General features: G+C 40.9%; 17 protein-coding genes and 1 tRNA gene. 7 read left to right on the top strand and 11 right to left on the bottom strand.

All coding sequences use genetic code 11. The features are described from left to right. Positions 1-21 precede the first annotated feature (21 nt). From CV014_RS04840 to CV014_RS04830, 3 genes are all read right to left on the bottom strand, one after another. On the bottom strand, positions 22-327 hold the full coding sequence (locus CV014_RS04840) for a hypothetical protein (RefSeq protein ID WP_236140982.1): 306 nt from the start codon (positions 325-327) through the stop codon (positions 22-24). Between the two features lie 139 nt (positions 328-466). Continuing rightward, positions 467-2,683: a type I restriction-modification system subunit M gene (locus tag CV014_RS04835; protein ID WP_236140981.1), complete on the bottom strand. Its 2,217-nt coding sequence runs from the start codon at positions 2,681-2,683 to the stop codon at positions 467-469. Positions 2,684-2,878: 195 nt separating this feature from the next. Then, positions 2,879-2,950, bottom strand: a tRNA-Gly gene (locus tag CV014_RS04830). A gap of 485 nt (positions 2,951-3,435) precedes the next feature. Between CV014_RS04830 and CV014_RS04825 the strand changes: the two genes are divergently transcribed. Then, positions 3,436-4,305: an Npun_R2479 family HD domain-containing metalloprotein gene (locus CV014_RS04825; RefSeq protein ID WP_103136358.1), complete on the top strand. Its 870-nt coding sequence runs from the start codon at positions 3,436-3,438 to the stop codon at positions 4,303-4,305. Between the two features lie 120 nt (positions 4,306-4,425). After that, on the top strand, positions 4,426-5,625 hold the full coding sequence (locus CV014_RS04820) for an ABC transporter permease (RefSeq protein ID WP_236140980.1): 1,200 nt from the start codon (positions 4,426-4,428) through the stop codon (positions 5,623-5,625). Positions 5,626-5,857: 232 nt separating this feature from the next. Here the strand turns inward: CV014_RS04820 and cobJ are convergent, their stop codons facing one another. The 3 genes from cobJ to CV014_RS04805 form a co-directional block, all read right to left on the bottom strand. Further along, positions 5,858-7,546, bottom strand: coding sequence for a precorrin-3B C(17)-methyltransferase (gene cobJ / locus CV014_RS04815; RefSeq protein ID WP_236140979.1), 1,689 nt, complete (start codon positions 7,544-7,546; stop codon positions 5,858-5,860). Positions 7,547-7,729: 183 nt separating this feature from the next. Continuing rightward, positions 7,730-9,055 (bottom strand): DUF58 domain-containing protein, encoded by a 1,326-nt coding sequence (locus CV014_RS04810; RefSeq protein WP_236140978.1) that lies wholly within the window; start codon positions 9,053-9,055, stop codon positions 7,730-7,732. Positions 9,056-9,344: 289 nt separating this feature from the next. Further along, positions 9,345-9,662, bottom strand: a complete 318-nt coding sequence (locus CV014_RS04805; protein WP_236141032.1) for a hypothetical protein — start codon at positions 9,660-9,662, stop codon at positions 9,345-9,347. Positions 9,663-9,927: 265 nt separating this feature from the next. Between CV014_RS04805 and CV014_RS04800 the strand changes: the two genes are divergently transcribed. Continuing rightward, positions 9,928-11,793, top strand: a complete 1,866-nt coding sequence (locus CV014_RS04800) for a PAS domain-containing sensor histidine kinase (protein ID WP_236140977.1) — start codon at positions 9,928-9,930, stop codon at positions 11,791-11,793. Here the strand turns inward: CV014_RS04800 and CV014_RS04795 are convergent. The 3 genes from CV014_RS04795 to CV014_RS04785 form a co-directional block, all read right to left on the bottom strand. Then, positions 11,771-12,340: a Uma2 family endonuclease gene (locus CV014_RS04795; protein ID WP_236141031.1), complete on the bottom strand. Its 570-nt coding sequence runs from the start codon at positions 12,338-12,340 to the stop codon at positions 11,771-11,773. The two genes, CV014_RS04800 and CV014_RS04795, sit on opposite strands and share 23 nt — an antisense overlap. 474 nt (positions 12,341-12,814) lie before the next feature. Continuing rightward, entirely contained in the window at positions 12,815-13,174 is a 360-nt protein-coding gene (locus tag CV014_RS04790; RefSeq protein ID WP_236140976.1) for a type II toxin-antitoxin system PemK/MazF family toxin, read from the bottom strand. Continuing rightward, positions 13,171-13,449 (bottom strand): CopG family ribbon-helix-helix protein, encoded by a 279-nt coding sequence (locus CV014_RS04785; protein WP_236140975.1) that lies wholly within the window; start codon positions 13,447-13,449, stop codon positions 13,171-13,173. Before CV014_RS04785 ends, CV014_RS04790 begins: the two co-directional genes overlap by 4 nt. A gap of 159 nt (positions 13,450-13,608) precedes the next feature. Between CV014_RS04785 and CV014_RS04780 the strand changes: the two genes are divergently transcribed. Further along, on the top strand, positions 13,609-13,947 hold the full coding sequence (locus CV014_RS04780; protein WP_236140974.1) for an EF-hand domain-containing protein: 339 nt from the start codon (positions 13,609-13,611) through the stop codon (positions 13,945-13,947). Here CV014_RS04780 and CV014_RS04775 read toward each other — a convergent pair. Next, a protein-coding gene (locus tag CV014_RS04775) for an IS630 family transposase (RefSeq protein WP_236140973.1) occupies positions 13,926-14,880 on the bottom strand; the annotation gives its coding sequence in 2 pieces (ribosomal slippage) (positions 13,926-14,538 and positions 14,537-14,880; 957 coding nt in all). The genes CV014_RS04780 and CV014_RS04775 overlap by 22 nt on opposite strands. A gap of 31 nt (positions 14,881-14,911) precedes the next feature. Here CV014_RS04775 and CV014_RS04770 point away from each other — a divergent pair. The 3 genes from CV014_RS04770 to CV014_RS04760 all read left to right on the top strand — a co-directional run bounded on the left by CV014_RS04770 (position 14,912) and on the right by CV014_RS04760 (position 18,074). Then, positions 14,912-15,205, top strand: coding sequence for an EF-hand domain-containing protein (locus CV014_RS04770; RefSeq protein WP_236140972.1), 294 nt, complete (start codon positions 14,912-14,914; stop codon positions 15,203-15,205). Positions 15,206-15,479: 274 nt separating this feature from the next. Further along, positions 15,480-16,268, top strand: coding sequence for an N-acetylmuramoyl-L-alanine amidase (locus CV014_RS04765; RefSeq protein ID WP_236140971.1), 789 nt, complete (start codon positions 15,480-15,482; stop codon positions 16,266-16,268). A 246-nt stretch (positions 16,269-16,514) separates the two neighbouring features. Next, positions 16,515-18,074 (top strand): glucosaminidase domain-containing protein, encoded by a 1,560-nt coding sequence (locus tag CV014_RS04760; RefSeq protein WP_236140970.1) that lies wholly within the window; start codon positions 16,515-16,517, stop codon positions 18,072-18,074. A 128-nt stretch (positions 18,075-18,202) separates the two neighbouring features. Here CV014_RS04760 and CV014_RS04755 read toward each other — a convergent pair whose 3' ends face one another. Then, complete coding sequence (locus CV014_RS04755; protein ID WP_236140969.1) at positions 18,203-19,519, bottom strand: hypothetical protein; 1,317 nt, start codon at positions 19,517-19,519, stop codon at positions 18,203-18,205. Positions 19,520-19,540: the final 21 nt, after the last annotated feature.

The raw sequence follows: 19,540 nt of genomic DNA, 5'->3' as shown, positions 1-19,540 counted from the left end.
TAACCCAACCTACATCTATTCTCACTCATCAAAAACACCGTTTAAATCATCATCCATTGCTAAATCATCTTCTATCAATTCAAGCTCAGGACAAGTACCAGCTAAATTAATGATACCCGAAGTATGAAGCATATTTTTTTGTCTAAAAAACTCCTTTAATTCATCATCAGATGAAAAATTAAGTATCTCTTTTAGCTCATCAAAATCAATCAAACCTTCTAGAAAAGCATCTAATACAAGGCTTGCAATTATCTTTTGTGATAAATTACCCCATTGTTCTTGTATCTTTTCTGCTAATTTATCTGGTAAATCAATTGTGATTTGCATAACCTTAAAATCTCTCGAATCTACATCTTTATTTTATTAATCTCGTAGGGTGTGTTATTGACGATAATCCTAACGCACCGCCAGAGATTTACGGTGCGTTACGCTGGCGCGATAACACACCCTACATTTATTGTAATCCTTAAACTACTTCCCCCAGCATCGCCATAATATCTGCTTCCAAAGACTTAATATCATTCTCAATCTCATCTAAAGGACGAGGCGGCTGATACACATAAAAATGACGATTTAACGGAATCTCATACCCTACTTTAGTCTTATCAAAATCAATCCAAGCATCAGGAACATGGGGCAATACTTCCGCTTTTAAATACTCCTCACAATGCCCCTTTACCAACTTAACCAACTCATTTACATCTGCATCCTTGTCATAACCCAACGGTAATGGCAAGGTAATATCATCAGGTAAAGCGACAATTTCCGTATCCCGCAAATTACTATCCGGTTCAGGATTTCCCTTCGCATCTCGGCAAATTTCCGCTTCTGTATCTGTCTCTCCCAAGGCTGATAAAATCGCCTTTTTCACAGGGGCTTTTAAACCTAATCCGGTATTTTTTAACACCCGATTTAAGTCTTTTTCAAACTCACTACGCGACATATAAAGTTTACCCGCATCCAACTTCTGCAAAGCATCAATAATTTGATTTTGCAGATTTTCACCCATCTCAATTTCTAACTGTTGTACCTTCGCATCTTTACGCTTCTTACTGGTTGCTAAATCCTGAAACGCTTTTTGTTCAGATAACCTCGCCAAACGTTCCTCACTCGCCTGAAAATTTAACCGTAAGGGACGCTCTACGGTAATTTTAAGAAAGCCAAACTTATGATTATCAAAAATCTTCGAGCAAACCCGCTTTTGTGTCTCCCCCTCTGACTCTACTTCACTAATATCATTATGCTCAAAATCCCCATACAACCGCACAACTTCCGCAATATGTTCTGGGGATAATTCATTGCGTTTATTACCCAAACTCTTTTTCATCTTCTGGAAATGGCGCGTACCATCAATTAACTGCACCTTTCCCCGACGATGGGCAGCTTTTTTATTTGTTACCAACCAAATATAAGTAAAAATTCCAGTATTATAAAACATCTGATCAGGTAACGCCACCACCGCATCAAGCCAGTCATTTTCAATAATCCAACGGCGAATATTACTTTCCCCACTCCCCGCGTCCCCTGTAAATAAAGGCGAACCATTAAATACAATGGCAATCCGCGAACCATCACCCCCCACCTCTGGCGGTAAGTGCATTTTCGATATCATGTGTTGCAAAAACAACAATGAACCATCATTGATGCGCGGTAAACCAGCCCCAAAACGCCCTTTAAATCCTAAATTTTCATACTCATCTTTAATAAAATCTTCTTCTGGTTTCCATTCCACCCCAAAGGGCGGATTAGCCAACATATAATGAAATTGTTTATCAGGATGACCATCATAAGGTAAAAAGTTATTACTCTTGCTTTTGGCGTTTTTTACTCCTAATGTATCGCCATAAACCAGATGATTAATCGGCTCATCTTTGATCAGTAAATCAGAACAGCAAATTGCATAAGATTCAGGGTTATATTCTTGCCCAAATAACCCTAAATTCGCTGCTGTATTTTGCTTTTTAATATATTCCTCCGCGACAGATAACATTCCCCCTGTTCCGGCGGTGGGGTCATATACTGTGCGATAAATCCCTTGCTTAAAGATATCCTGCTCATCACAAAAAACCAGATTTACCATCAACCGAATTACTTCACGGGGGGTAAAGTGATCTCCTGCTTCTTCATTGGCTTGTTCGTTAAATTTCCTGACTAATTCCTCAAATAGATAACCCATTTGCAAATTAGAAAGCCTAGCGGGAGATAAATCAATATCTGGCTTACAAAACTCTTTAATAACTAGATATAACCGATTACTTTCATCGAGCTTTTGAATTTCACTATCAAAATCAAATTTCTCGAAAATATCCCTAGCTCTGGGGGAGAAACTATTAATATAAGCCCTTAAATTACTGGCAATCCCATCCGCATCACCTAATAATTTTTGAAAGGTAAATTCACTGAGATTATACAACGGCTGCTGGCGATCGCCTCCAATGGCAACTTTAGCGATCGCCTTTTCAAATGCTTCCCCCTCTAAACCCATCGCCGCATATTTCGCCTTCGCCTCTAACACCGCTTGCTTAGTGGGTTCCAAGACAGCATCCAACCGACGCAACACAATTAAAGGTAACATCACCCGGCGGTACTGGGGTGGACGGTATGGGCCACGCAGTTTATCAGCAATGCTCCAGATAAAACCGACTAACTCTTGATTAGTAGAACTTTCTATACTTGCCACCATTAGGAATTTTCAGTAAAGAATATCCAGTTTACCGCGTTCCCAAATCATGCTCACTAATATCATTGCAGAGATTGCGATCGCTTTTTACGTAGCGTCTTACAGAGAAGCTTCAGCCTCCGGCGATCGTGATAATATTTAATACTATATTTGCAGGCTAAATGCTGGAAATGCCCACAGAATAATGATTTTTTTCAAAGCGGGCGATGGGACTCGAACCCACGACGTTCACCTTGGGAAGGTGACATTCTACCACTGAATTACACCCGCGTAACTTAAGGTACTAGTAAGTATAGCATAAGCTTACAGGAGTCGTAACATTTTGAATGCGGAAAATCAAATCATTTAGCGATGTCAGACTTTAGTCACAAATAATATCAGTATCTTCACAATTAATCAAAACATATTAATTTAAGTCACAAAATATTAAACATCCGATAATTATGGACGATCTGGCTGTAATAACTGCCACTATAGCCATCATATATGATAGTATTAATTTTATTTATAAAATAAAATAATAACCGTATTTACACGGTGATACCTCAGCAGAATAAACCTTATATTTTTGTCAATCAATCATAATCATTTAAGTCACATACTCTTGGTTTTGAGATCACACTCATCTAGTCAATAACAATGGAATATGGATAATGCAAGATAAATATAGATTCTGACAATCCTCTCCAGGAATATCCTGAAGATGCTGTTTGTAAAAAACTTTAAATAATTGCTATCGAACCCAAGTAACTGATATGTTCAACGCCACTGAAATTTTAATTGATGCTTTTGTCAGACAAATTAGAGAAGGTTACAGCCGGACATACGGCTGTTTCAAAAATGAGTATGAAGATATCATTGCTTGGGCAGGTAACATGGCGTTAGAAAACATAGCCAACAGTGATGCCCTCTATCATAATGTTGAACATTCTATACTGGTAACTCTGGTAGGGCAGGAAATTTTACGCGGTAAGCATATCCGCGAGGGTGGGGTTTCTAGTGAAGATTGGTTACACTTCATTATTTCCTTGCTGTGTCATGATATTGGCTATGTTAAGGGAGTTTGCCGACAAGACCAAGAAAACAAAGGCTTATATTCTACAGGCAAAAATGGCAGAATGATTTCCCTCCCGCCTGGGGCTTCTGATGCTAGTCTGACTCCCTATCATGTAGATAGGGCTAAGTTGTTTATTGATGAGCGTTTTGGCGGACATAAGCTCATAGATGCTGAAGTAATTAAAAGTAATATTGAATTGACGAGATTTCCTGTTCCTACAGCAGAGGATCATCAAGATACAACGAGCTTTGCGGGATTGGTGCGTGCTGCTGATTTAATTGGACAATTAAGTGACCCCCGTTATTTGAAGAAAATCACCTCTTTGTTTTATGAATTTGAAGAGACTGGGGTGAGTAAAGTTTTAGGTTATAAAACACCTGCCGATTTACGCAACAATTACGCTAAATTCTATTGGAATGGAGTTCACCCTTACATTACAGATGGATTGCGCTATTTATCTTTGACGCAGCAAGGCAAGCAAATTATTGCCAATCTCTACTCTAATGTATTTGTGGTAGAACACGAAAAAATTCAGGAAGAACAAAGATTATTAGTTGAGCAATTGTAGAGTTAGTCAATCTAAAATTCGTGGGGTGAATGGGGAAAAAGTTTACGTCTTGCCCCTTGACTATATCGACTATTCACCCTTAACTAATGACTAATAACTAATGACTAATAACTAAAAACTATGAATTGGTGGCGAAGACTTCAGAAAAATCCTTTGGCGCGATTTGGGGCAGTTGTGCTGTTGATTTTCTATATGGCAGTAATTGCTGCTGATTTTATCGCCCCTTATAACCCCTATGCTTCACAGCCTAATGGTTCGCTATTACCACCGACGCGGATTTATTGGGTTGATAAAACATCGGGTAAGTTTATTGGCCCCCACATTTATCCGACAACCCAGGGAGATACGAATTTAGAAACAGGCGATCGCCAATTAATTGTAGACTACACAAAGCCTTCTCCTGTGCGTTTCTTTGTTTCTGGTGCTGAATATCGACTGTTTCAGTTGAGCCTACCACTACCCTCGACATGGGAAAAAACTACCATTATCCCTGGTATACCGACTAAAAAATCTCGGCTGTTCCGGTTGAGTGTACCACTACCTTCAAAATGGGATGACTTTACTATTATTCCTGGTATACCTTTAAATTGGCACTTGTTTGGTGCAGATGGAGAAGCCAAAATCAACATTTTAGGCACTGATGAACCAGGACGCGACCAACTCAGCCGTCTATTGTATGGCGGACGCATTAGTTTATTTATTGGGATTATTGGAGTAATTTTTACCTTCCCTCTAGGTTTGTTAATCGGTGGTATTTCTGGCTATTTCGGAGGTTTGACTGATAGCGTCATTATGCGGATAGCAGAAGTGCTGATGACTTTCCCCAGTATTTATCTATTAGTTACGCTAGGTGCAGTTTTACCCAGTGGTTTAAGCAGCAGTCAAAGATTTTTATTGATTGTTTTGATTACTTCTGTGATTAGCTGGGCTGGTTTAGCAAGGGTGATTCGGGGACAAGTTCTATCGATAAAAGAACGGGAATTTGTGCAAGCAGCAAGAGCTATGGGTGGTAAGCCGATATATATTATTATCCGTCATGTTTTGCCACAAACAGCTACATATATAATTATCTCTGCTACTTTGGCAGTTCCCAGTTTTATTGGTTCAGAAGCAATACTCAGTTTGATTGGTTTGGGTATTCAGCAACCTGACCCATCCTGGGGAAATATGCTGTCTTTAGCTAGTAATGCTTCTATTTTGGTACTGCAACCTTGGTTAATTTGGCCTCCAGCTTTGCTAATTATCGTCACAGTTTTGGCGTTTAATTTGCTAGGTGATGGTTTAAGAGATGCTCTTGATCCTCGGAGTTTGCAAAGATAATACCAATTCGCAATGGACTTCGTCCCGCTACGCTAACGCAATTCGCAATGGACTGCGTCCCGCTACGCTAACGCAATTAAGAAAGTCAGATAATATCTGGGTTTCAAGCTTTGCATCTGTTGCCGAATTTTGGAGAATTGGTATTAGGGATAAAGGTAAAAGGTAAAAGGTAAAAAGAAGGGAAAAGATTCTTTTGCCTTTTTACTTTTTACTTTTTCTGGGATTGGGGAGATTATTGGTAGCGACGAGGTGTATAAACGTAGACATCACCGTTGTGGCGGTTAATCATTCTAGTTTGACTTGAACCAACGATAATCACTGTTCGCATATCAGCAACTTCTGGTGCTAACTGGTCTAGGGTGATGACTTTGACACTTTGTCCTGGTCTGCCGAGATTGCGTCCTAAAACTACGGGTGTATGAGGTTTTCTATATTGCAGTAGAATATCTCTGGCTGCGGCTAATTGCCAAGTGCGTTCTTTGGAAACGGGATTGTAAAAAGCGATAACAAAATCAGCTTGAGCGGCGGCGGTAATGCGTTGTGTAATGACTGACCAAGGCTTCAAAATATCTGATAGGGAAATCGCACAAAAATCATGTCCTAAAGGTGCGCCAATGGTGGCGGCGGCGGCTTGCATGGCAGAAATTCCTGGTGCGACGTGAATATCAATGGTGTTCCATTCGGGTTTGTGGTGGAGGTCGAGGACTTCAAATACAGCCGCCGCCATTGCATAAATACCAGGGTCGCCGGAGGATACTACTACCACATAACGTCCGCTAGCAGCTAAATCTAGTGCTATTGTTGCCCGCGCAATTTCTTCGCGGTTGTCTGACTCGTGACGTTGTTTACCAACTGCTAAAGCACCGACTAAATCTAGATAAGTTTTATAGCCTACTAAGTCGGTGGCAGATTTGAGGATTTCTTTGACTTCTGGTGACATCCATTGAGAACTACCGGGGCCTGTACCGATAATTGCTAACCTACCTTGGGGTTGACCGATAGTCTCAGGGTCAAGGGGTTGGGGAGAGATGGCGATCGCTATATGCGATGATTGAACAATTAACTGACCATCTTTACCTGTAGCGGCTAAGGCGATATTTTCAGCTAGTTGATGGCTAGGGAAAAAGCGCGCCGGTACGCCATAAGTATTAACTAAGGTGTGAATAATGGGGTGAGATGCGATGGTGATGGGTGCAAATATCCCAGCGATAGATGCGGGGGCAATATTGGCATTGGTGAGTAATTCTTGTATTGTCTCTAGAGTAACATCGGCGTGGTCAATGGCGATCGCTACGGTTTGGGGATGATATACCAGACAATCGACTGTAGAATTCACACAGTTTTCCGTGACTCGAATTGTTAAATTCCCTTCAGGATTAATCGGTAACTGACTATTACTTAACCAAGGTGCTGTTCCTTCTAGCTTGACTTGCGCCCCGGCTAACAAATCGGAAATAAATTTCTTGGCATCTTCTGGGTTTGCTAAATGATAGCCAGGGGGAGGAGATAGTAAAGCTGTGCGAAAACGAATATCCCCTGTGGTAGTAATTGCAGCTTGGGTATTTAATACCTCAGCCACCCGCCGCGCCAAGTCATTAACGCCGTTGAGTCCCCCCAACAAAGGGACAACCGCGCTACCATCTTCAGCCACAGCTAATACTGGCGGTTCTTGACGTTTATCGGAAATTAACGGGGCTAGGGTTCTAATGAGAATACCCGCCGCACAAATTCCAATTAATGGTTTTCCTTGGGCAAATAATTCTCGCAGTGTGTTGCCAAAATTCGTAAAGCTGACATCTACCCCAGAGGTACGACCTGCTAAACCGTGAATTATCGCCCCTGGTAAAATGCTGGTCAGTTTACGGGCTAATGCTACGCTATTTTGGCTTAAAACGATAATGGCGGGTGCAATCTTGTTCATAGACTTGGGCATGGGGCATGGGGCATGGGGCATGGGGAATTGGGGGCTTCCAAAAAATAAGTTATCCGATTTCCGAGAGAGAATATTGTGATTTCCCCCTGCTCCCTGCCCCCCTGCTTACCACAGCAATTGTATATTTTTTTAGTTGGAAGTCCCTTGTATCTGGGTTCAGCAACGCCCACATTAGAGTTGATTTTTAGCTTTTAGTTGCAGATATCGTTCTACTAATTGGTCACTGATTTGATTAGCTGGTGCATCTAACACCAACACGCCTTTTTGCTTTAACTGGGCAAAAGCCACTTGACGCTGTGCTAATAAATCTAATGCTACAGCACGGGTGTAAGCTTGAGTCACATCATCTGTAAACCTATGGGCTAAATCATCTACTTTGGGGTCTCTTAAGGTGACGCAAAATGGTAAATAGCGGGGTGCTAGTCGTGTGAGGGCGGCGAGGAGTTCTGTAGAGGCGGTGGCATCAACTAAGTCTGTAATAATTACTACTAGCGATCGCCTAGTTTGTTGCTGCACTACATGAGTTACAGCCCCCAAGTAATCTGATTCTAATAAAACTGGCTGAATAGGCGTTAACCGGTCAATGAGTTGATTTAAATGATTTTGTCCTCTTTCTGGTGGCATCCATGTGTGCATTTGGTTATCAAATACACCTACACCCACGCGATCGCCTCGGTGTAATCCCGCTAATGCCAGAGATAAGGTTGCATTTAAACCCCAGTCAAAACGTTGCAAACCTTTGACTCTAGCGGTCATCAATCTTCCTCTGTCGAGTAAGATTAACAGAGTTTGTTCCTGTTCTGGTTCGAGGACTCGCACTAGAGGCGGTGTGTTACCATGTGTCCCGACGCGTCTTGCTGTAGCCTTCCAATCAATTAAGCGTAAATCATCACCAGTGCGATAGTTGCGTAATTCTGCAAATTCTGTGCCAATACCTAATCGTCGAGATTGGCGGATAGCACCAGATGATTGTAATGTCAAACGAATGGAGAGCGATCGCAGTCCGATTAAATCAGGGTAAACTTTGACTGTCAGACCGTGGCGAATTTGCCAATCATCCCAAGCTAAACCCCAAGGACTTAATTGTCGGACTTGAATATTTCCCCAAGCAAATTCACCGCGCTGTGTGGGGTGAACTGTGTAAGTTAACTCTTGAGTAGTATTAGCTGCAACAGTTGTATTTAATACAGATTTAGATGCACCAAAATCTAAGGGGTGATAGTCACGAATTTGAATGATGGCGTTAGCTTTCTCAGATGTGATATTTAGCACTACTGGGTTATCTCTACCAATGGAAAAGCGAGACGGTAGTTGACGAGTAATTTGCACCCGTAGAGGCTTGACGCGTAAACCATCCACCACCATCAAAATCAGGACAACGATATCAAAGATGAGAGTGACAGTAATAGCAAAGGCGACGCTCAAGAATAAGGATAAGAGAAAAGCGATCGCTAAACCCAAAAGTAATAATAAATAAACTCTTTTAGCCGCAACCATAGATTTTTTTGTAAAACTTGATTATACCTGCTATATAGGTATTCACCCATGCACCAAAACAATTCTATGAGCAGAGTAGGTTAAACCAATTCGTAATGATGCTCTCGTCACGCTTCTCTACGAGATGCTACGCGTAGCTTTGCTTCCAGTGGAACGTTAACACAATTATGTGTTGTGGCGGGTTTGAGACCACACCACAACACTTGCGGCTTAATAGAAGCTGAGGAGTTAAATTCCTAAATTTTGTTAAAGTTTAAAATCAACAGTCAACAATCCACCAATCAACCTTTCAGCTTGTAGCCTGTACAGGTTTTTGCTGTGAAACATTGCCAGGAATTGGTTCAGTTTTTGTTCCAGGTTCTACAGCAGTTAATTCAATATGATTTAATAATGTAGTGACAAACGCAAACAATAGGAAAGGTAACGACAGTACAACCACAAGACCAACGGTAGCCAAAGCATATACGGGTCTTCTAGCACCCATTAACGCCAAAGCAGATGCCAAACTGATAGTAACTGTAATTAACCAAACGATGATTTGACCGTAGATATCACCAAAAGTCAAAGTGCAGACAAACCGATAGTTTTGAATATTATTTTTGTTCATCATATTTTACCTCGATTTTCTCCTATAGGTTCTACGTTAGAGCTATGTTTGACTGACGGTCGATTTCTCAATATTTTTCCAAGGTTCGTAATATCACTTCACAATTAAGTGTTGCTTTTATGTCATTTATACAAACAATGCAAGAATACACAATCAATTTCTTAACAGTTTACTCATAAAATTTGTTGTGGAAGCATAAAGCAACGGAGGTAAAGGTGACAAGTTACCAGGGGCAAAAATCTTGAATTGTGAATTTTGAATTTATATGACCAATTGGTTAAGAACAGTGCAGAAGTGGTGGAAAAAATTAGTTACCATTGCCACCATAGGTGAAATAACCAATGTTTACACAGTTCACCCAACTCAGGTGCAGGAATGGCTGACTAAAAGACATCGTTTTTTGTGGCAAAGGTTGTATCTGTGGTTATGGCTAGCATTAATTTGCCTAGTCACTTTTAGTTTGCGAAATGTTTATGATTTGTTTTTCCCTCTGCAAGAGTTGAAAACACTACCCCAAGTCTTGAAAATTCAAGTTTTGGTGCTGAATGGGGCTATTTTTCTGAGCCTGATGATTTGTTTTCTCCTACACAAAACGAAATTTGGTCGTCGTTACCCTGGAATATTATTTTTAGGCTCATCTTGGTCACTAAATTTAACCGCGCAATTATTCGCTACACTTAAGGGATTTGCACTTCCTGATACTGCTGGTTGGTCACTGGTGTTTTTAAGTCAAGCGATACTAATGCCAACACGCTGGACTTTGCATTTAATCTCTCAGATAGGGGTGTTAATTTACTATTTTGGTGTGAATACAGTTTTAGGACTCAAGACACCCATCACCAATCATCCAGACCTTGATAATGTCTCGTTTCTCTTATATGTTTTATGGTCATGTATAATTTGTGATTTAGGTGTTTATTTGTACGATCGCCTGCAACGCTCTGAATTTTATGCGCGGAAAGAATTAGAATTAACTAATACCAAACTTCAGTTAGCAGAGGCGAAATATCGCAGTATTTTTGAGAATGCCATTGAAGGGATTTTCCAAAGTAGCCCTGACGGACGTTATATTACAGCGAATCCGGCTTTAGCTTGCATTTATGGTTACAATTCTCCCCAAGAGGTGACAGATAATTTTACAGATATTGAACATCAGTTATATGTTGACCCAAAACGACGGGCTGAATTTGTGCGTTTAATTGAGGAACAAGGCTTTGTTTCTGAGTTTGAATCCCAAATTTATCGCCGAGATGGTAGCATTGTGTGGATTTCGGAAAAAGCCTACGCTGTCCGTGATGAACAGGGGAACCTACTTTACTATGAAGGATTAATTGAAGACATCACCCAACGCAAACAAGCCGAGGAAGCCTTAAGAGTATTTCTGCACGCCGTTTCCCATGATTTACGCAACCCAGTCTTAGGTACTGTCATGGTATTACGGAACCTATTAAATCAGCACAGAGAAAATATACCCCAGTCCCCAGTCCCCAGTCCCCAGCGAAGCACTGAGCTTGTCGAAGTGTCCCCAATCCCCAATCCCCAGTCCCCAATCCCAGTCCCACGGCTAATTTTAGAACGGATGCTGCAAAGTAGCGATCGCCAATTAAGCCTAATTAATTCGCTGTTGGAGGCGCATATTAGTGAAGTGCAAGGTATCGCTTTGCAATGCCAAACAGTAGAATTACATAGAATAGTGGCAGATGCGATCGCAGATTTAGAACCCATACTTGCAGACAATCAAGCGACACTAACAAATCTCGTCACCGCAGACTTACCATTAATAGCAGCTGATCAAACACAACTATGGCGGGTATTTTCTAACCTGATCTTAAATGCTATTAAACACAATCCACCAGGATTACAAATTACGGTCAATGCTAGTTGTCAAGGAGATAAAATTTACTGCACGGTTACTGATAATGGTGTGGGTATCAGTCCCCAGCAATGTGAAAGGCTATTTGACCTCTATTTTCGTGGTGATATGCGTAATTCCGTCAGCTTGGGTTTAGGGTTGTATTTATGTAAGCAAATTATCAATGCTCATGGTGGTGAAATTGGTGTCAACAGTCAATTGCAACAAGGTGCAACTTTTTGGCTGACTTTACCGATTATTCGGGAAAAAAGCAACTAACAGCGCAACTAAATCCTGGTAAAAGTGGCGATGTTATTTCATCATCACCCAATAAAGTTGCAACTAACGCTAATTTCGCTTTCTCTCGCCGATAAACTTCTACTTGTTTATTAAAACGGTTGACAATCCAATATTCACTCACACCTTGAACTGAATACAACTTAAGTTTTGCTGCTTTATCTCTGAGTTCATTTTGTTTACCAGGGGATAACACCTCTACCACTAACTCTGGCGCGCCAGTTAAATGTCCCGCTTCATCGACAATTTGCGCTAGTCGTTCTCGACTTACCCAAACTACATCGGGAATAACGCTATCTGCTTCGGAAAAAATCACCCCAGGACTGAAAATTGCTACTCCTAAGCCAGTTGTATTTGACCAAGCATCAAGTTTTATGGATATTTTGCCACAAACTTGTTGATGAAGGTAGTGCGGATGACTAACCGCAAAGAGTTCTCCATGAATAATTTCATGGCGCGTCCACTCATTTTCAGGTAGAACTTCTATATCGTGAATTGTCCAGCGTACACCCTCACTGGCTTGATTCATGGTTAATCGTCCTCGGCGAGACACTTGCCTTTGTTTGATTTTAACTGATGGTAAGATATGGAAGTCAGTGAGATGTTGAGTGTGATGGTGTCTGTTAACAAAACGACGTAGAACAGTTTGCAGATTCTTTTTGGATACGTCTTCACCCACCGCCACAGAAAGCGATCGCCACAACTGTGAACCTACTTGTTTAATATAGTCATATTCATAATTTAATTCTTGGGCAATTACTGCATAGGTACATCCTCGCCAGCTTTTCTCAAACACCACAGATTCCACATCATTCAGCTTTTGTCCTAACTGAGCAGAGTTTAGCAGTGTATCAACTAGTTTTAGGGCTTCTTGTGCCTTCATGGTGAGCTAGAGTTTATTTATTGCTTGAATTGTCTAAAATTTCAAGCCATTATCCCCTTTTTACGTCATTCTTTACATTTATTCACAATGTTTTTCACTTTTTCTCATCGCCAAATGTATTTAGATGATCTCAGCTTGATGTGGCAAATCTAAAGCGATTAATAGAGCTTGATTTAATAAACCAATAACTTCATCACTGAGAATTCCCCGCAAACTCAGAAAGCGGGTTTTTGATAATACCCGTACCTGATCAGCCATAGCGATAGAATCGCTTGTCAATCCTCCATCTGGGGCTGAAATTAATACTTGCGTGGGATAAACCCGTTTACCTATTTTATAAGTAGTACAAGGAACAGCTAGAACTAAAGGACTGTAGGCTGCGATCGCATCTCTGCTAACAATAATAACTGGACGAGTTCCGCCTTGTTCCGATCCCTCCGTTGGTTCTAATCGTGCATCATACACTTCTCCTCTCTTCATGTTGGTGATTCTCCCAATTGCAATGCTTCCCAACTTCCAACTGCAAACTCAGCCTCCATCTTTAACACTTGGGCTTGGTATTCTGGATCTTGCGCCATTTCCGCTAAAGCTGCATCAATTTCAGCCCGTTTTATTGCTTCCAATTCATTTTTAATTGCCTGTGCTAAGAATTCATTGCGATTCTTGGCTTTTCCCTGACTAATCGCTTTGTCAGTTGCGGCTAAAAGTTCTGCGGGGAGAGTAACAGTTGTGCGGACAGTAGGATTTTTATTCATGCTGGTGACTCAATTGATGTCAATTAAAGCATCAATTTCAGCATAGCAAAAAAGTCAGGAGTGGTGAGTGCTGAGTAGTGAGTGCTGAGTGGTGTTAGCGCGGCGTTTAACCAGTGCTGAGTAGTGATTTCGACTACGTACTGATGTGGTAATGTGAGTATGTTTAGTCAGCAAAGAGGAAAAGCATTGTTAAGCGAATATCATAGAAAAAAGTTACTGCATCACTTTCACTGTCTGGATGCCGATAATTCAGGCTACATTGGGAAAGAAGATGCGGAGATTTTTGCTGAGAGGTTCGCCAAGATCCGTAACGCAGAGCTTGGTTCAGATATTCACAAAGATTTGTTGTTTAAGTGGCTTCAGATTTGGGAGAATTTTTGGTCTAAAGCGGATGTGGATGGGGATGGTAAGGTAAGTCCTGAAGAATTTTGTCAGGGCGTAGAGAAAGTAGTTTCCAATCCAGATTATAGCCTTTCTCAGTCTAGTGAAGTACAATAACAACAATGAGTAAACCAATTAAAAATATCATCTAAAGAGACTTGGCTAAAAGCAGTTTCAATTGCTATTACTAAATCTGGATAACTCCTAGCACCGATAGAACGGAGTGCATTCTTAATCTTTGACCAACAATTTTCAATGGGTGAAAAATCAGGAGAATACGGTGGTAAATAAATCAACTTAGCTCCAGCAGATTCGATGAGTTTTTCAATATCCCCACCTTTATGAATTGAGCAATTGTCCATGATTACATAATCACCTTTCTTCAGTTTCGGAACTAGTTTTTGCGAAATATAAGCCTCAAATGTTAGACCATCAGTCGCTCCTAAAATACTGTATTGGCTAACGACTCCTCTCAAACCAATTGCACCAATTATCGAAACATTTTTACTACGTTTTTGCGGTCTTTGACCATGCGCTCTTTCACCTTTTTTGGCACGAGCAGACTGTCTGTCCAAAGATAGATTCGCTCCGGCTTCATCTAGAAATATCAGCTTTTGGGCTGGTATTCCTCGTATTTGTAGCCAAAACTGTAATCTTAACGATTGAACTCTTGGAGTATCTTTTTCTGCGGCGTGCAATGTTTTTTTTTAAGCTAATTTCCATCCTCTTTAACATTCTGTCTACTGTCGAAATTCCAATGGTTATTCCTGTTTTTTGTTTGAGTAGCTCCCGAATTTCTGATAAAGTGGCATCATTTTTGGCTTCTACTATTTCCTGAAGCACATTCAATTGCTGAGAGTTTAGCTTTGGTGGCGTTTGTTGTGTTCTGACTTTCGGTGCGATATTTCCTGTTTCTCTATACTGTTTCAGTAATTTCTCTATAAATCCTAAAGTTACACCAAATCTTTCTGCTAACTTTCGTTGTGATATTCCATCTTTTAAATATGTATCCAGTATCTTTTGACGCAAATCGAGGGAATATGCTTTCATTTTTACCCTAGACTAGTATGTACAGCTTTATTTGCTCAATTGTACTTCAGCAGACTGGGAAAGGCTATACAATGACCCTTTAATAGAGACTTTGTTTGACATTGTGGATTCAGACGGTGATGGTCACATATCACAACAAGAGCATAGTCTCTTTTTCAGTGTGTTTGACCTAGATGCTGAACAATCAGCTTTTGTCTTCTCCAAGCTTGATATTGATCAGGACGGTATCATCTCTAAAAAAGAGTTTGTTTCTGCTAAAAGAGAATTTCTATCTGAAAGAGAACCTGGTGCTGTAGGTAACTGGTTTTGGGGTTCTGTGGAGTAATACAAGCTTTAATTTTGGGGTTTTTGGTTCATACTTTTTGATCTCTAGGTGTCATTGCGATCGCAGCAATCCCAGAGATTTTGCGATTGTTGCGCTCACAATGACAGAACATAAATCTATATAAAACTTCAGACTATATCAGAATCAGGGAAAAATCTTAGTCAGTAACTGTTTACGTATATTTACAGAGGTTCTCACCTTTTCTCACTGACAAAGCGATCGCTTTGAGGTTATGAATGTAGTTGACACATTCACATAACCAGGAAATAAACCGATGAAATTTGGTATTGATATCGGACATAATTGCCCACCTGATACTGGTGCAACAGGTCTCAAACAAGAAGATGATTTAACTAAAGCTGTTGGGACTCTACTCATCCAAAAACTCAAAGCAGCTGGACATACCGTGATTGATTGCACACCTCATAGTGCTGGTAGTGTGAATGATTCTCTCAGACAAAGAACTGACAAAGCCAATAACAATAATGTGAATGTGTTTGTCTCAATTCACTTTAATGCAGCAACTGGCAAAGCTGACGGTACAGAAGTGATTGCTATTAGTAATACATCACAAGGAATTGCTCAATCAGTCCTCAAACAAATTGTCAAACTCGGTTTTAGAAATAGAGGAGTGAAATCAAACAGTCTCTTTGTTTTGAGAAATACCCAAATGCCAGCTATTTTAGTTGAGTGCTGCTTTTGCGATTCTCAAAAAGATATGGATTTATTGAATGTCGAAAAAATGGCAGAAGCAATTAAAGATGGGTTAATTGGCGAAGATAGCGAAGACGCACCACAGCCAGATAAAGATTACATTTTAGAAATTACCAAGCCCACAATTTTAAAACCATCAACAGAACAAGCATCTGATTTACCCAAAGAAAAGCTATTTGATATTCAACCAGGCAATTACCCAATTGCAGGATTCACCTTTGAAGAACACCATTACTGCGTAACTTGGACTGATAAAAGTATAGGCGATCGCAATAAGCATTTCGTGTTTGCTGAACATTGCAAAATTATAGAAAAAGCTGATATTGCAGTACCAACAGGTGCTAAATAAGTAGAACTGTGTAAATCAAGGTTTGTAGTAAGGACTTTAGTCCTAATAAAAGGGCTATTCTTCTTCGCAGAAACCACAAGGTAGCCCTTACTACAAGCTAATTTTCTCTAACTTTAAGTAGAACAAGGTAAATAATTAAAGGTTTGTAGAGAGAACTTTATTTCTTTCTATGAGACGCTCCGCGAACAGAAAAGGACTAAAGTCCTTACTACAAACTGAATCCTAGTATTTTTTCAAGGGTGATTTATGGGATTATTAGATGATTTAATTAGTAAATACGCACAAGCTGATTTAGCTGCAATTTTTACCAAAGTTGGTATTAAGGGAGATAAAATATCTGAGATTAATCGCCAGATTTTAAAGGAAGCTACCCTGGCACAATGGTTATTAGAATCAGGTAGAGCCGCAAGTGAACTAGCAATTAAAGGTAATAACTTTGCTGGGTTGAAATGGCGAACTCCCGACATGATGGGTTTTGCTGAACCTTTAAAAATTAAAGTGCCATCAGAACAAGAATCAGTCGAATTTTGTCAGTTTATCGATGTTGAGGCATTTATTGTTGGCTATTGGAAATTTTTAACCCGTTCTCCCTACAAAGGTTTAGAAGAACATACCAATACACCAGAAAACTTCTTGGGTTTTCTCAGAGCTAAAGGTTTTTCCACTGATCCTAATTATGTTTCTAAGGTAGTAAGATTACTTCCAGAAGCTCAAAGATTACTCACTAATAACAGTGTAGCAGTTCTCGCTTCCCCCACTGCCGTAGAACAATTACAAATTCTACGTGCGCCGCAAGAAGTAGCTGCTGGACAAATTTTCAGTATGGAAGGTGTAGCAAGATTAACTGATAAAGGTAGAGTCGTGTCGGTGATGATTGACGATCGCTTCCCTGCCTCTGATGTCACAATTGGTGAGGATGGCAAATGGCGCATGAACTTTGTATTTAATCAAGCAGGCGATCGCACTATGTTACTAGCGATCGATGACCAAAGTCTAGAACTGAAATTTAAAGTTATCCTGGGTGTTTCCCAACAGAATGAATCAACTGCAAGCAAAACCGAAGCCAGAGTGATTCAACTCACCGGTAGCGTAGGGGTAGGCGGAGTCAACAAACCAGAAGATGTGCAAGCTGTCAAAGCCAGACTCCATGAACTAGGTTACACCTGGGTAGGCGACCCCAACACAACCAGTTTCGACAGAGGACTATACGACGCAATTCGTCTGTTTCAATCAATTATTGCTGGTCGCAGCACCATTAACGGTGATGGTAGAGTTGATGTTGATGGTACTACTCACCGGTGGTTGCAAGCTGATAATGCACCAAAATGGGTAACAATGCCAGAAAGCCAACCTCAGAACGGTTTGATTAACGGCGAACTCGCGGATATCAACGATAAACACGACTTCGGTACACACTGGCTAGCTGAAACCATTCAAGCCATTGCCGAAGACTATCAAAATACCTATCGCAATACTCGCCCTAGTGCTGCACCGTTCGCCATTAATGATGTCAGTTTACCTCATGGCGGCGATACTCCCGACCACCACGGACATGAAACTGGTCTAATGTGCGATGTTTTCTTACCCAGAAAAGATGGCAAGTTTGGCGGCATTGATTTCAACAGTGCAGATTATGATCAAGATGCCGCGCGAGCTATTCTCAAGTCAATTCGCAAACAAAAGCTAGTCCGTGGAAATGCAGTATTTTTCAATGATCCCACCCTCGTAGGAGAAGGACTTTGTCAACCTCTAGGTGGTCATCATCATCATATTCACTTTGAAATCAATCCACCAGCGAGGAGTTAGTTAAATTCAAAATTCCTTCTTTGGTAAACTTAGGGACACAACAATTAAGTGTCCCTAATTTTCACCCTGCTCAAAACTACTACAAATACCATCTTGGCTGGATCTCATTTCTTCATGGCGAATTGATATTACAATTTTTGTCCTGTGAAAATCGAGCGTACCTCGCCATTACGCCGGACTATGGCTTCACCGTTATTAACTTCTACTAATGTCCAACCGCTAGAGCCAATGCTCTCACCGATGCTAACGCGACGACTAACGCCGTTAATTTGAAATAGTGCTACAGATTTATTCCCTAACTCTAATAATCCTTCTAATGTGTTACTGGGCGCAGGAGGGGTAACATTGAGAGATGCAACTTGGACGGCTTCTGTATTGGTAGATGGTCTTGGTAAACTGGCACCGAAGGGAACAACCGGTAAATTAGGTAAAGAACTGGGTGACTGTTGCACTTTTATCGGTGCATTTCTCACAGCCACAGGTTTCATATCAGAACGCACCGCCGCCGCTAACATATTGACGCTGCTGGGTTTGCCGGCTGGTTGCACTTGATTTAAAGTGTTCTTGACTACATTCGGTTGGTTGGCAACTAGTGGTAAGGGAGAAACTAAATTAGGAACTGGTGGGAGTGCAGAGCGCATTGGTGAAGGTGGTTGGAACACAGGAATATAAATGCGCTCCACAACGTTAGCAGACCGGTTGGGTGTAGGTGCTGTATTGTTGGCAGTCAGGGGTGATGGTAGATTACCTATGGGTTGATTGTTAGATAAAGCTAAGGATGTCGGATTGCTAATTACCCGATTGGCTAATGGAGAACGGACTTGACTTTGAGTGTTGTTGCCTTTGCCATCAATGACGGCTAATGCTCCCATCATGTAGTTAACTAACTCAGCTTGGACATCTGGTTTTGTCGGTACTTGGGCTGTGGGAGTATACACATTTGGTTGCTTGAATTGGGAGGTGAGAACAACTAAACCCCCCGATTGGAATATATATAGTACACCAGCGATCGCCACACCAATAGTTGTACCCACAATCAGCAGTTTACCCAAGGTGAGTTTAGCTGTTTGAGTAACTTGAGTGATGGATTTAACTTGGGGTTGTTCGACAACAACGGAATTGACTTGTTTGTTGCTAATGGTGGCAACGGTCTGTACGGTACGCTTGGTTGTATTCGGTAAAACAATCTGCGGGACATCTACGGTTTGCAGATGGTCATGCTCTATAGTGGTTTGCTGGGAAGTATATGACCAGTCGCTTCTCGGTGCAGTCCCTGGGCGTGGTGATTGATGATGGCTGAAATTGACATCCAGTATTTCGTCAATACTGGCAAACAATTCATCCATCAAGCCATCAGCATAGAATTCTATTGACCACGGTTCGTTAACAATGAGGTCTTCTGATGGTTCGGGGATAATCAGATTGGAGCTAGCTTCTAGTAACATAAGCAAATGTTAGGTGGTAGT

This window comes from Nostoc sp. CMAA1605, assembly GCF_021596505.1.
Classification (GTDB): Bacteria; Cyanobacteriota; Cyanobacteriia; order Cyanobacteriales; family Nostocaceae; genus Trichormus.
The sequence above is the reverse complement of the archived record's forward strand: the minus strand, read 5'-3'. Positions and strand labels throughout refer to the sequence as shown.

What these genes read in the sequence shown, in the direction of transcription:
- CV014_RS04765 (WP_236140971.1), top strand. Translation starts at nt 15,480, where the DNA reads ATGAAATTTGGTATTGATATCGGACATAATTGCCCACCTGATACTGGT.
- CV014_RS04835 (WP_236140981.1), bottom strand. Translation starts at nt 2,683, where the DNA reads ATGGTGGCAAGTATAGAAAGTTCTACTAATCAAGAGTTAGTCGGTTTT.
- CV014_RS04755 (WP_236140969.1), bottom strand. Translation starts at nt 19,519, where the DNA reads ATGTTACTAGAAGCTAGCTCCAATCTGATTATCCCCGAACCATCAGAA.
- CV014_RS04785 (WP_236140975.1), bottom strand. Translation starts at nt 13,449, where the DNA reads ATGAATAAAAATCCTACTGTCCGCACAACTGTTACTCTCCCCGCAGAA.
- CV014_RS04820 (WP_236140980.1), top strand. Translation starts at nt 4,426, where the DNA reads ATGAATTGGTGGCGAAGACTTCAGAAAAATCCTTTGGCGCGATTTGGG.
- CV014_RS04760 (WP_236140970.1), top strand. Translation starts at nt 16,515, where the DNA reads ATGGGATTATTAGATGATTTAATTAGTAAATACGCACAAGCTGATTTA.
- CV014_RS04795 (WP_236141031.1), bottom strand. Translation starts at nt 12,340, where the DNA reads ATGAATCAAGCCAGTGAGGGTGTACGCTGGACAATTCACGATATAGAA.
- cobJ (WP_236140979.1), bottom strand. Translation starts at nt 7,546, where the DNA reads ATGAACAAGATTGCACCCGCCATTATCGTTTTAAGCCAAAATAGCGTA.
- CV014_RS04790 (WP_236140976.1), bottom strand. Translation starts at nt 13,174, where the DNA reads ATGAAGAGAGGAGAAGTGTATGATGCACGATTAGAACCAACGGAGGGA.
- CV014_RS04810 (WP_236140978.1), bottom strand. Translation starts at nt 9,055, where the DNA reads ATGGTTGCGGCTAAAAGAGTTTATTTATTATTACTTTTGGGTTTAGCG.
- CV014_RS04780 (WP_236140974.1), top strand. Translation starts at nt 13,609, where the DNA reads ATGTTTAGTCAGCAAAGAGGAAAAGCATTGTTAAGCGAATATCATAGA.
- CV014_RS04825 (WP_103136358.1), top strand. Translation starts at nt 3,436, where the DNA reads ATGTTCAACGCCACTGAAATTTTAATTGATGCTTTTGTCAGACAAATT.
- CV014_RS04840 (WP_236140982.1), bottom strand. Translation starts at nt 327, where the DNA reads ATGCAAATCACAATTGATTTACCAGATAAATTAGCAGAAAAGATACAA.
- CV014_RS04805 (WP_236141032.1), bottom strand. Translation starts at nt 9,662, where the DNA reads ATGAACAAAAATAATATTCAAAACTATCGGTTTGTCTGCACTTTGACT.
- CV014_RS04800 (WP_236140977.1), top strand. Translation starts at nt 9,928, where the DNA reads ATGACCAATTGGTTAAGAACAGTGCAGAAGTGGTGGAAAAAATTAGTT.